The sequence below is a fragment of the Microbispora bryophytorum genome, assembly GCF_043197435.1.
GTDB classification, from domain to species: Bacteria; Actinomycetota; Actinomycetes; order Streptosporangiales; family Streptosporangiaceae; genus Microbispora; species Microbispora bryophytorum.
The window spans coordinates 299,667-311,870 of the sequence record NZ_JBICTF010000010.1; the positions used below are offsets into that span (position 1 = coordinate 299,667).

Genomic DNA, 12,204 nt, shown 5'->3' on the forward strand with positions numbered 1-12,204 from the left:
AGTTTGCTGCGCAGTCCAGCACGGGACTGACCGGTTGGCCGCTCTATGGCGCCGCTGACCTCTGCGTCGATGACGGAGCGTGACTCCGTCAGCACACCAGGCGCAGGGTGGCGTTCCGCCGAGGCGGGGCACCCCATCCGGCCGGGGGGTTGGACCCAGGAGGGGCCCGGGCACCCAGTAGACAACGGAGCTCCGCGCCCGCCGCCGACGGGACGGAACCGGTCCGAAGGGCCGCCCGGGCCTTCTTCCCTTTCTCTGTTCTCCTCCACCTGCTTCTCACCGCCGTACAGTGGCTGAAGCCGGTTTGGCGGCCTGCGCCGCCGTCTGCGACTCTGACCTGGAAAGATTTTTGGCGTCAGGAGCATCGACATGCGAGGAGAGACTGCCCTGTGGCACTGAAGACGGCACAGGACGCGGCTTCGCCCGCTGCCGCGGCGCCGACGCCACGAGTGCCGGGCGTCCTGATCCGCCTCACCGCCTCCGTCGTGGGCGGCCTGGTGCTCTACCTCGCCTTCCCGCCCATCGGCTGGTGGTTCTGCGCGCCGGTGGGCGTGGCGCTGCTCGCCCTCGCGCTGTACGGCCTGCGCCTGCGCCGGGCGGCGTGGATCGGGTACGCCGGGGCGCTGGCGTTCCTCCTGCCGACGCTGGCGTGGGTCCGCCCGATCGGGGACGACGCCTGGCTGGCCCTGTCGGGCATCGAGAGCCTGTTCTGGGCGGCGCTGGCCTGTATGGCCGTCCTCGTCATGCGGCTGCGCCTGTGGCCGTTGTGGGTGGCCTGCCTGTGGGTCGTGCAGGAGTGGGCCCGTGGCCTGTTCCCCGTCGGGGGCTTCCCCTGGGCCCGGCTGGCCTTCAGCCAGGGCGAGTCGCCGTACACCGGGTTCGCCGCGCTGGGCGGCGCTCCGCTTGTAAGTTTCACGGTCGCCCTCACCGGGGCCCTGCTCGCCGCGCTGGTCACACGGCGTCCGCTGAGGTGGCGGGGCGACCGGGTGCTTGCCGGGACGCTGCTCGCCGCGATAGCCGTACCAGTACTGGGGCTGGTCGTGCCCCGGCCCGGCGGCGAGGACAAAACAGTGCGGATCGGTGTCATCCAGGGCAACGTCCCTGGGCGGGGGATGGACTTCCTCGGCGACGAGCCGGCCGTCGTGCTGCGCAACCACGCCGACGAGACGCACCGGATGGCCGAGGCCGTGCGCGCGGGGAGACTCCAGCGGCCCGACATCGTGGTGTGGCCGGAGAACTCCACCGACATCGACCCCTACACCAGCACGTACGCCCGGCAGGTGATCGACTCCGCCGCCAAGGACATCGGCGTGCCGATCCTCGTCGGTGCGGTGGCCAAGATCGGCACCGAGAACCGGGCCACGCGTGGCGTGGTCTGGGACCCGGTCACCGGCCCCGGCGCGTACTACGACAAGCGGCGGCTGGTGCCGTTCGGCGAGTACACGCCGATGAAGGACCTGTTCCTGGCGCTGTCGTCGCGGGCCCAGCTCGTCGGCAGGCAGTCGGTCGCCGGAGACAAGCCGGGGGCGCTGCGGATAGGGCCGGTGACGATCGGCACCGTGGAGTGCTACGAGGTGGCGTTCGACAGCACGGTGCGTGACGCGGTGCTGGCCGGCGGCACGCCGCTGGTGGTGCAGACCAACAACGCCAGTTACGCGCTCACCAATCTGCCGCCCCAGCAGCTCGCGATGTCGCAGCTGCGCGCGGTGGAGTTCAACCGGGCCGTGGTCACCGCGGCGACGACGGGCATCTCCGCGTACGTCGGTCCCGACGGCCGGGTCGGATGGCATACCGGCGAGCTGGTCCCAGCGATGAACGTCCTGGATGTCCCCGTCAGGACGAAGAACACGGTGGCGGCGGAGCTGGGCGCATCGCCGGAGTGGATCATGGTACTCATGGGAGCCGGAGCGACGGTGGCGGCCATCTGTGGGCGGAGGAGAGGCTGATGGAGCGGATCCCGGGACGGGTGCTCGTGATCGTCCCCACGTACAACGAGCGGGAGAATCTCCCGATGATCACGCGGCGGCTGCGTGAGGCGCTGCCCGACGCGTACCTGCTCGTGGCGGACGACAACAGCCCCGACGGCACCGGCCGGATCGCCGACGAACTGGCCGAGGCGGACGACCACATTCACGTCCTGCACAGGACGAGCAAGCAGGGGCTGGGCGCCGCCTACATCGCCGGATTCCACTGGGGCCTGGCCGAGGGCTACGACGTGCTGGTGGAGATGGACGCCGACGGCTCCCACCAGCCCGAGGAGCTGCACAAGCTGCTCGACGCGCTGACCGACGGCGCCGACCTGGCGATCGGCTCCCGGTGGATGCCCGGCGGCAAGACCGTCAACTGGCCGTTCTCACGTGAGCTGCTGTCCCGGGGAGCCAACACCTACGTCCGGCTGGTGCTCGGCATCCCGGTGCGCGACGCCACGGCGGGCTTCCGGGCCTACCGCGCGGCCACCCTGCAGAAGATCGGGCTGGACGACGTGGAGTCGCAGGGCTACTGCTTCCAGGTGGACCTCACGCTCCGCACCGTACGGCAGGGCCTGCGGGTGGCCGAGAAGCCGATCACGTTCGTCGAGCGCACCGTGGGAAGCAGCAAGATGAGCCGCAAGATCATCCTTGAGGCCTTCTGGCGCGTGGCCGTCTGGGGGGTCGCCGGTCTCGGCGAGCGGTTTCGCCCGCGGCGATAGCCACGATCCACAGGAACCCCCGGGGCCGCGGGAACGTTGACGCAGACGTACGAGTGCCGGGGTGAGTGGGGCGTGACATGGTGCGGATCGGGCTGTTTCTCGGGTTCCTCCTGGTTCCCGTCCTGGAGATCTGGATTCTGATCCGGGTGGGGTCCGTGATCGGCGGGTGGGAGACGGTCGCCCTGCTCTTCGCCGACAGCATCCTCGGGGCCTGGCTGGTGCGCCGTGAAGGGCGGCGGGCGTGGGCGGGGCTGCGCACGGCCGTCGAGTCGGGGCGCATGCCCGAGCGTGAACTCGCCGACGGGGCGATGATCGTCGCCGGCGGCACCCTCCTGCTCGCCCCGGGCTTCCTGACCGACCTGTTCGGGTTCTTCATGATCCTGCCGTTCACCCGGCCGATCGCCCGGCGGTGGCTCTCGTGGTTCTTCGGCCGCCGTGTGCGGTCGCTCGCCGCCCGCTCGCCGTACGCGCCGCTCTTCGACCGGACCGCGGGGTTCGGCGAGGGGGCGGGCTTCGGTGGCGCGAGCGGCTTCGGCGGGCCCGCCGGAGCGGGCCGGGGCCCCGTGGTGCACGGCGAGGTCATCAACGACGACTGAAAGACGCTTGAAAGAGCGGCCAGGTAAGCGGCCGGATGAGTGGCCGGGCATGCCGTTGCCCCGGCGGCGGAGGCGCGCCGGGGCAACGGGGCTGGGGACGAGCGGCTTCCCAGGTTCGGCGGGGTTTTCCGTGCCTGTCCTGGGTCCGCCTGGATCCGCCTGTGTCCGTCTCGGGTTACTGGATCCGCTTCGGGTTACAGGCGCGGCTCGTCCTCGTCGGGGATGTCCCGGCGACGGATGTCCCGATCACGGGCGTCCTCGTCGGTGACGAACCGGTCGCCGGCGTTGGTCACCGGATCGCCGGTGCCGAACCGTTCCTGTGACCGGGCCGCCGGGTCCTCGGTGCCGTACCACTCGCTCGACGTGCGCGAGGGATCGCCGCCGCCGAACAGCTCCTCGGACCGCGTCTCGGGATCCCGCCGCGCGAGCGGCTCACCCGGTCGCGTGCCGGGGATCTCGGCGTCCAGCCGGTCCCTGGACCCGAGCGCCGGGTCGTCGGTGCCGTATCGCTCCCCGCCGCGGGTCACCGCGTAGTCCGGGTAGTCCGTGCGGTCCGGGTAGTCGGTGCGGTCCCTGTGGCCAGTGTGGTCCATGCGGCGCACGTCGTCCGTGTAGCCGCCGGGCTCATCCTCGCCGAGCCCGAGCCGTTCGCGTTCGCGCCGCCCGGCGCTGTCGGCCCAGCCGGTGAGGCTGTCGGCTCGGTTGGCGCGTTCCCAGGCGCCGTCCCAGTCCATGTCGTAGTGACGATAGAGCTCACGCTCCTGCTCGGCGGAAAGGTGTCCGTCGGAGCCCAGGTCCACGTCGGGCGCGTTCTTGACGTGCTCCTTGTCGTACGGGACCTCGACATGGCCGGCCGTCAGGCTCGCGTTGTGCAACGGGACGAAGGTCTCCTTGGTGCGGAGAAGTCCCGTCTTGACGCAGAGCCACTTCGGCCGCCCGGTCGCGTCGTCGAGGAAGACCTGCGCGACCTCACCGATCTTGTCGCCGTTGGGGTCGTGGACCGGGTTGTCGAGCATCATGGGGATCTGCTCGTGAGTGATCACGTGCTTCTCCTTGTCTCTCGCTTGGTCGGTCCCTTACTGGGCTACCGCCGATGGGAGGACGGAAACCACCTTTTCTGGAATTCGCCTCTGTCGTGCCCAGGGAGGCGCGTCGGTGCGTCCGGCGTCGTCGCAGGTGAAAGCCCGCGTCGCGGCCTCCTCAGTCGGCGTGAAAATCGCCGCCATGATCGCCCGGGTGGCGGCATGGGACCGTCGTCTCGCGCTGCCCGAGCCGAGGGGCCGCGGCAGAGAGGCCAGAGATCGGCACCGCGGCCCTCCTCGCCGGCGAATGGCACGCGCGGTTCGGCGCGGGCACCGGCGAAGGTGTTTGTCGTCGGTGGCGGTGGCGGTGTCGGTGTCGGTGGCGGGCGGCGGGGTGGGCGGCGGGGTCGGCGGCGGGGTGCCGGTGGCGGGGGTTGGCGGGGGCTTGGCCGCCCTGGGGAGAGAAGTTCGCGAGCGATTTCCGGGCCCAGGAATCGGAGGCCACTGAGCGAGTCGGATTATGGACGCTTTGTACCCTGAGGAGGCTATGCACTCAATTGCACCTCTGCCTGTGACCCCATTTAATTCGCTTTCGCGCTTGAGTAGGGCAAGCAGCGCGTGAAAGAATTCATACGTAGATTCGAAAGAACGCGAGGAGGTGTCATGGAGTCGCCGCATATCGACCCTGAGCGCCTCGACCGTTCGAACGCTCTAGATGAGAACTGGTGGGAGTGGCTGACTTCCCAGTCAACCCTTTTGTCCTCCAAAAGTGCGACCTACGCCAGCGATCACATGAGGGGAATTTTCGGTAATTCGCGCCGGGATCCACGTGTAACACAAAGGTGGCAGTGCCTCGTTGGACAAATGCCACCGCATTTGCACGCCACTGCCGGAAACCGCGCATCTGCGACCCCGCCTAGCGGCGCCTGTACGGGTGCGTCCACCAGAGTCTCCACGGGCGTCTCCACGAGTGCGACCACCGGTGCGTCCCCCGGCGCTGACGGGGCTGGTGGCGCACATGGCACCGCTTGGAGCTCTGACGGTGGCGCCGGTAGTGCCCATGGTTCGAGCGCCGACAGCGCCGACAGCGCTGGTGGTGCCGATGCTGAGAGCGCCGGTGGTGCTGGCTCCGGTGCGGGGAGCACTGGTGGTGCCGGTGGTTGTGGTGCTGGGAGCACTGGTGGTGCCGGTGGTTGTGGTGCCGGTGCCGGTGCCGGTGCCCGCGATGCTGCTACTGGTGCTGCTCGGGGTCGGTCGTCGTGGGTTTTGGTGGGTTCTCTTCGTGAGTCGGCGCAGGCGTTGGCGTTGGCGGCGTTGCCGGGCGATGCGGATGTTTGTCTTGCTGAGGCTGAGGATTTGCTGTTCGCGCGGGATCGGATCACGTGTGCTCTTGCTGATCGGGTGGGGCGGGTGCATGGGGCGGGGCAGGCCAGGCAGCATGGGCATGCCTCGACTCGTAGTTGGTTGCGTACCGCCGCGGGGATGAGTGTGGCGGGGGCGGGTCGTCTGCTGACTTTGGCGGTGGAGTTGGCGCGTCTGCCGAGGGTGCGGGAGAAGTTCGCCGCTGGGGTGTTGTCGGCGGGGGTGGTGGAGGCGATCTGTACGGCCACGGCGCGGTTGAGTGATGAGCATGCGGGGCTGGCTGAGCCGATTTTGCTGGAGTTGGCGGGTAAGGCGGGGCCGGCGGAGGTGGCCAAAGCGGGCCGGTACTTGCGGGCGGTGTTGGACCCTGATGGTGAGGAGCGGGACGAGCGGGCCGATTACGGGCGGCGGTTTCTGCGGGTCCGCCCCACCGCGGGCGGAGGCTTGGAGGGGGAGTTTTATCTGCCGCGTGAGGCGGCGGCGCGGTTGCGGGCGCTGCTGGATGCTTATGCCAAGCCGCGCGCGGAGGGCGATAACCGGCCGCTGCGGGTCCGCCAGGCGGATGCGTTCATCGCGTTGATGGAGCAGAAGATCGTCGCTGAGCTTCTGGTCCTGGTCAACGCCGAATCCCTCCCCACTGACCCCGAACCCGACCACCCCGAAGACCCCGCCCCCGGCCCCGACCACCCCGAAGCCACCGAGGACGCCCAGGATGCCGAGGACGCCGAGGATGTCCAGGGTCCGGGCAGCGCCGAGGACACCGAGGACGGCCGGGACAGCGAGAACGCCGAGAACGCGCAGGGCGGCGAGGGTGCCGGGGATGTCCAGGACGCTCAGGATGCCGAGGGCGCGCCTAGTGCCAGGGATGGCAGGAGCAGCGAGGACACCAGTGCCTTCGGCGACACCGGAAGCGTTGATGGGCCCTGCTCTCTGGAAGATGGCGACGTCGAAGACGCCATCCCCAGCGACGACGACCCCGGCGACGTGGGCGACGCGGGCATAACCGACGATGCCGCTCCTACTCAGGGTGAGGGCCCCTACCGGCCACATGACCCCGACACCGCCGAAGCCGAGACAGCAGCCGCCCCGGCAGCCGATGCTGATGCCGAGACAGCGGCCGGTCCGACGGCCGATACCGATGCAGTCGCGGACGCCGCTGCCGGGAACACCGACCTTGATCTTGCGTCTGCCGAGGGCGACGACACCGCACTGCGCAGGGGCGCAGACCGCGACCATGCGGGGGCCCACGCTGAAACAGACCCCGAGCCCGCAGCGGCACGGCCCGCCTACGGCGGAAGCACGCCTCCACATGTGGCGCCTGCACACGTGGCGCCTCCACATGCGGTGCGTCCCCGCGCGGCGCACTCCCGCGCGGTGGAATGGCCGGATCCTCCTCCCGAGGACGCCGCTGCGCATTACGCCCACGCCGGGCATCAGCCTGCGGGGGACTGCCGGCATGCGCAGGGCGCGCCCGAAGGCCGCAACGACGTGCACCATGAGCAGTCGGGAGCAGAGACGGCGCGAGGCGCGGCACCGGGAGCGCCGAGACCGGAGCCGGGAAGGCCATCGGAACCAGAGCCCGGGACACCGTCGAGCGAGCCTGGGCCGGGGACACCACCGGGCAAGCCACTGGGAGCAGCGTCGGGGAGGCCGCCGGGGAGGCCATCGGGAACAGCGTCAGGGACGCTGCCGGGGGCAGCGCCGGGCGAGCCGGGGCCGAGGGCAGCGCTGGGGGCGGTGCCGGGAGCTCTGCTGGGGACCGCGCCGGGGTTGTTGCTGGCGACCGGGCAGATGCTGCCGGTCTCCAGTGTGCATCGCTTGGCCCGCACCAGCGCGCTGGTGCGGTTGGTGATGGATGCCGAGGGGCAGGTGCTGGACATGGGCCGCAAGGTCCGCCTGGCCACCCCCGCCCAGCGGCGGGCCGTCTACGCCCGCTACGCCACCTGCTGGATCGACGGCTGTCCGCTGCCCGCCACCATGTGCCAGATCGACCACGCCGACAACTGGAGCACCGGCGGCCTGACCGACCTCAAGCTGCTCGGGCCGGCCTGCCAGTTCCACAACCGCGACCGCTACCAGCACCCCGACCGCTACACCCGCCACAAGACCGGCACCGACCGCTGGGCCTTCACTTACCAGCCGGTCCACATCAGGGTCCGGAAGACGTGAACCGGGAACATGAGGCCAAGCTCCAGGATCAGGCTCCTTCCCAGGGGCCGACGTCGTCCTCCTTCCACTCCAGGCGGTCGACGACCCCGATCACGCCGTTGGTCCGTTCGACCATCCGTGTGAGCACCCTCGCCTGCGAGCGGCGGTCCAGGGCACCGGTGAGCGTCACCACGCCTTCCGATACCGAGACCTCGACGCCCGACAGGTCGGCCCACAGGCAGTTCTCGACGATGTCCTGCCGGACTTCGCGGGCGATGTCGGCGTCCGCGCGGGCGAGAACCTTGAGCAGGTCGTGACGGCTGATGATGCCCATGAGCACGCCCTCGTCGTCCACGACAGGCAGGCGCTTGACGCCGTGCTGGGTCATCTGCCGCGCCGCGCTGACCACACTGGTGTACGGCCGGGTGATGACCGCAGGGGCGGACATGAGTTCGGCGGCGGTCACCCCACGGGCCCGCTCCTGGCTCCTGGAGGCCCCGTGCCCCACGGCTTCACGCAGGCGGGCGCGTAGCGGCGGCCGGTAGCCCTCCCGGTAGAACTGCTCGCGGAACTCCTCCTTGCGCAGCAGGTCGGCCTCGGAGACCACGCCGACGACGTGGCCCTCACCGTCGACGACGGGCACCGCGCTGACCTCGTGCGCGATGAGCACCTCGGCCACGTCCCTGAACGGCGTGCTGCCGTTGACGGAGGCGACCTCGCTCGTCATGACGTCTCGCACCTTCATGTGCATGATCGGCTCCTCCCGGGCCGTCTGCCGTTCCCACTCCCATCTCACCGCCGTACGGGCCGGATGCGAAGGGCCGGACGGCCCTACCGGTGGGGCCCTTCGCCATGCCCTGCCCCGGACGGCGCGATGGGTGGCCGAAAGTCCCAGGCGGTCAGGACCTTCACCGCTGACCTCGGAAGACGCGGCGAGGCACGCTGGGCACTGAGAGATGGGAGGCGTCGTCATGACGGCGAAAGTGAAGGATGTCATGGGCAAGGTCGCCATCGCGGTGCCGATGGACGCGTCGTTCGCAGACCTTGTCGCCACCATGCAGCGGTTCAAGGTGGGGGCCGTCACGGTGATCGACGCCGACCGGCGTCCGGTCGGGGTGGTGTCGGAGGACGACATCCTGCTGAAGGAGATCGATCCGGGCGAAAGCGTGCTCGACGGTCCCCGCAGGCGGGAGGAGCACCGGAAGGCGGCGGGCACGAAGGCCGGCCAGATCATGACCCGCCCCGCGATCACGGTCACCGGCGGCACGTCGGTGCGGGACGCGGCCAGGCTGATGCACCGCAACCGCATCAAGCAACTGCCCGTGATCGACGCCATGTCCGGCCGCATCGTGGGGACGGTTCACCAGGGCGACCTGCTGCGGGTGTTCGTGCGGCCGGCGGAGGACATCCGGGCCGACATCGAGGAGATCGCCGCCCGGCTGAACCTCGGCCCCGACGACCTCCGGATCACCGTCTCCGGCGGTGTGGTCGCGATCAGCGGACAGGTGCCCCGCAGGTCGGACACCAAGCCGCTGCTGCACGCCGTGCGCCGGGTCGAGGGCGTCGTCGAGGTGGACGCCGACCTCGTCTTCCTCGTGGACGACCTGCTCATCGCCCCACCGTTGCTGTGACCGACCACAGGGGGAGACCGTGAACACTCGGACCGCTGAAGGGATCGCGCCGGCCGCGAGGGCGGCGGTGGAGGCGGCCCTGTGGGCGCCCTCGATCCACAACACCCAGCCCTGGTCGTTCGGCGTCTCGGGCGACGAGATCTGCCTGCGCGCCGACCCCGACAGGAAGCTGCGGGTCTCCGACCCCACCGGCCGGCAGATGACGATCAGTTGCGGCGCCGCGCTGTTCAACGTGCGGATCATGCTGGAGGCGCTCGGCTACGAGCCCCAGGTGCGGCGCCTCCCCGATCCGGAGCGTCCGCTGCTGCTGGCCACCGTACGCGTGCGGCCGGGGCGGGAGCCGGGCGAGCACACCCGCCTGTTGCATGCGGAGATCGAGCGCCGCCGCACCCACCGGTCCGGGTTCACCGCTCTGCCGGTGCCCGACCGCCTCATCGACTCGCTCGTGGCCGAGGCGGCGGAGGAGGACGGCCATCTGAGACCGATCGGGTCGGAGTCCGCCGCGCGGGTGCTCGCCGCGCTCACCGGCGCGGCCCAGGACGTGCAGTCGCAGAACAGGCTGTTCGTCCTCGAACTCATGCGCTGGGCCCGGCCGCCCGGCAGTTCACGCCGCGACGGGGTGCCCGCGGCGGGCTATCCGACCGATCCGCGGCGTACGCATCCCCAGCACTTCGCACCGCGCGACTACGCCCGGGGCCACGAGTGGGGAATGGCGCCGGACGAGCGGGTGTCGGTGTCGACGGGCCTCGTGGCGTTGCTCACCACCGCGGGCGACGGCCGGGAGGACTGGCTGCGCGCGGGTGAGGCGCTGCAACGGATGCTGCTGCACGCCTCCGCGTACGGCGTGAGCGTGGCCTTCCACACGCAGGCACTGGAGATGCCTGAGTTGCGGGAGTTCATCCGCAGGCACCTGTGCTCGGGAGAGGCGCCGCAGATGGTCATGCGGCTGGGGTTCGTCATCGACGAGAGCGAGAGCGTCCGCCGCGCCGCCTCCGACGTGGTGGACTGATTCGGCGGGCGTGGACGGCCCCGTCCGGGGAAGTGGGATCTCCTGTGACCCCGACAGGAGGTGCGCGATGAGGGCGATCGTCCGCTGGGTCGTGTCACGGTTACGCCGCTACCGGCCCGATCGCAACCCGTTGCGCCGCCGTTCCGACCGGATCGAGGCGGCGCTCGCGGCGGCGGCGCTGGCCGCCGTCCTGTTCGCCGTGTGGCCCGCGGCGCTGGCCGCTCGCGCGGTGTACGACGACGGCATCGCGGCCGAGCGGGCCGGGTCCGGGACGCGGCAGCTGGTCGAGGTCACCCTGGTCGAGACCGCGTCGATCGGGGCCGCGTCGATCGAGGCCGCGCCGGCCGTGCAAGCCAACGGCCGTGGTCTGCCCGCGGTGAGCCCGGCGCGGTGGACGCTGCCGTCCGGCGAGATCCGGGAGGGCGTGGTTCCGGCGGCGCTCCTCCTGCGGGACGGCCCGGCGAACGCGCGGCTGTGGGTGGACGCGGCGGGCAGGCCGGTCGCGCCGCCGCCGCAGCGGGCCGAGACGATGACGAGGGCGGGACTGGCCGCCGCGGGCGCCGTCGCGAGTGTCGCCGTCCTGGCCTGGGCCTGCTTCGCGCTGGCGCGTGGCTGGCTGGACCGCAGGCGCTACCGCGAGTGGGAGGCCGCCTGGGCGGCGGCCGACCAGAGGTGGCGCCGTCACCACATCTGAAGGGCGTACCGGACCCCCGTGCCCACCGGACCCCCGTGCTGCCAGACTTCTGCACCATGAGGGAGAACGAGCCGCGGTCGCTGATTCCCAGCATGCGGCTGGACGATCTGCTGGCGGAGTTGCAGTCGCGTCTGGAGGCGGTGCTGGCCACCCGGGATCGGGTGCACGCGCTGCTGGAGGCGGTCGTGTCGATCGGCAGCGATCTCGACCTGGAGGTGGTTCTGCGGCGCATCGTGGCCACCGCCGCGACGCTGGTGGACGCGACGTACGGCGCGATGGGCGTGATCGGGGAGGAGAACACGCTCGTCCAGTTCGTGCCGGTGGGGCTGAGCGAGGAGGAGATCGCCAGGATCGAGCACTGGCCGCACGGGCTGGGCCTGCTCGGCCTGCTGATCAAGGAGCCGCGGACGCTGCGGCTGGCCGACATCTCGCGGCATCCCGAGTCCTACGGCTTCCCGCCCGGCCATCCGCCGATGGGCAGTTTCCTGGGGGTGCCGGTCCGGGTCCGCGAGGAGGTGTTCGGCAACCTCTATCTCACCGAGAAACGCGGCGGCGGGAACTTCGACGAGGACGACGAGGCGATCGTGGTGGCCCTGGCCACCGCCGCGGGCGTGGCGATCGAGAACGCCCGTCTGTATGAGGAGAGCCGGCGCCGGGAGACCTGGTTGCGGGCGTCCTCGGACATCACCACCCGGCTGCTGTCGGGTGGCGAGCCGCAGGAGGTCCTCACGCTCATCGCCCGGCGCGCCCGCGAGATGGCCGACGCCGACGCCGTGGCGATCCTGCTGCCGCGCAAGGGCGGCGACGCCCTGCAGGTGGCACTGAAGGACGGCGTCCTGCAGGACGCCGTCCTGCCGATCGAGGGCTCCCTGTCGGGCCGGGCGTTCCTGAGCGGCGAGCCTCTCATGCTGGACGACCCCGCCGACGGTGACGTCCAGCTCGCCGGTGACCTGGAGCCGGGCCCGGTGGCGGCGGTGCCGCTGGGCGCGGCCGGGGCCGTACGCGGGGTGCTGGCCCTGGTGAAACGTTCAGGACGGATGCCGTTCAGCCAGT

10 protein-coding genes are annotated in these 12,204 nt (G+C 71.0%); 8 read left to right on the forward strand and 2 right to left on the reverse strand.

The genetic code is table 11. The annotated features are described in order from the left end of the window. The first annotated feature begins 389 nt into the window (after positions 1-389). From lnt to ACGFIB_RS30235, 3 genes are all read left to right on the forward strand, one after another. The gene (gene lnt / locus ACGFIB_RS30225) at positions 390-1,946 is read left to right on the forward strand and encodes an apolipoprotein N-acyltransferase (RefSeq protein WP_393376518.1); all 1,557 of its coding nucleotides are present in this window, start codon (positions 390-392) and stop codon (positions 1,944-1,946) included. Continuing rightward, positions 1,946-2,689 (forward strand): polyprenol monophosphomannose synthase, encoded by a 744-nt coding sequence (locus ACGFIB_RS30230; RefSeq protein WP_393376520.1) that lies wholly within the window; start codon positions 1,946-1,948, stop codon positions 2,687-2,689. Before lnt ends, ACGFIB_RS30230 begins: the two co-directional genes overlap by 1 nt. 77 nt (positions 2,690-2,766) lie before the next feature. Beyond that, the gene (locus ACGFIB_RS30235) at positions 2,767-3,285 is read left to right on the forward strand and encodes an FxsA family protein (protein WP_393376522.1); all 519 of its coding nucleotides are present in this window, start codon (positions 2,767-2,769) and stop codon (positions 3,283-3,285) included. A 194-nt stretch (positions 3,286-3,479) separates the two neighbouring features. Here ACGFIB_RS30235 and ACGFIB_RS30240 read toward each other — a convergent pair whose 3' ends face one another. Next, on the reverse strand, positions 3,480-4,328 hold the full coding sequence (locus ACGFIB_RS30240) for a PRC-barrel domain-containing protein (protein WP_393376523.1): 849 nt from the start codon (positions 4,326-4,328) through the stop codon (positions 3,480-3,482). Between the two features lie 843 nt (positions 4,329-5,171). Between ACGFIB_RS30240 and ACGFIB_RS30245 the strand changes: the two genes are divergently transcribed. After that, the gene (locus tag ACGFIB_RS30245) at positions 5,172-7,838 is read left to right on the forward strand and encodes a DUF222 domain-containing protein (RefSeq protein WP_393376532.1); all 2,667 of its coding nucleotides are present in this window, start codon (positions 5,172-5,174) and stop codon (positions 7,836-7,838) included. Positions 7,839-7,866: 28 nt separating this feature from the next. Here ACGFIB_RS30245 and ACGFIB_RS30250 read toward each other — a convergent pair whose 3' ends face one another. After that, positions 7,867-8,568, reverse strand: coding sequence for a CBS domain-containing protein (locus ACGFIB_RS30250; RefSeq protein WP_357266494.1), 702 nt, complete (start codon positions 8,566-8,568; stop codon positions 7,867-7,869). A 220-nt stretch (positions 8,569-8,788) separates the two neighbouring features. Here ACGFIB_RS30250 and ACGFIB_RS30255 point away from each other — a divergent pair, with 220 nt between their 5' ends. The 4 genes from ACGFIB_RS30255 to ACGFIB_RS30270 all read left to right on the forward strand — a co-directional run. Then, on the forward strand, positions 8,789-9,448 hold the full coding sequence (locus tag ACGFIB_RS30255) for a CBS domain-containing protein (RefSeq protein ID WP_393376525.1): 660 nt from the start codon (positions 8,789-8,791) through the stop codon (positions 9,446-9,448). Positions 9,449-9,467: 19 nt separating this feature from the next. Next, positions 9,468-10,457, forward strand: coding sequence for an Acg family FMN-binding oxidoreductase (locus ACGFIB_RS30260; protein ID WP_357266491.1), 990 nt, complete (start codon positions 9,468-9,470; stop codon positions 10,455-10,457). A gap of 67 nt (positions 10,458-10,524) precedes the next feature. Further along, positions 10,525-11,151: an Rv1733c family protein gene (locus ACGFIB_RS30265; protein ID WP_393376527.1), complete on the forward strand. Its 627-nt coding sequence runs from the start codon at positions 10,525-10,527 to the stop codon at positions 11,149-11,151. A 56-nt stretch (positions 11,152-11,207) separates the two neighbouring features. After that, positions 11,208-12,204 (forward strand): GAF domain-containing protein (locus tag ACGFIB_RS30270; protein ID WP_393376528.1); only part of this gene is annotated, 997 nt, incomplete at its 3' end.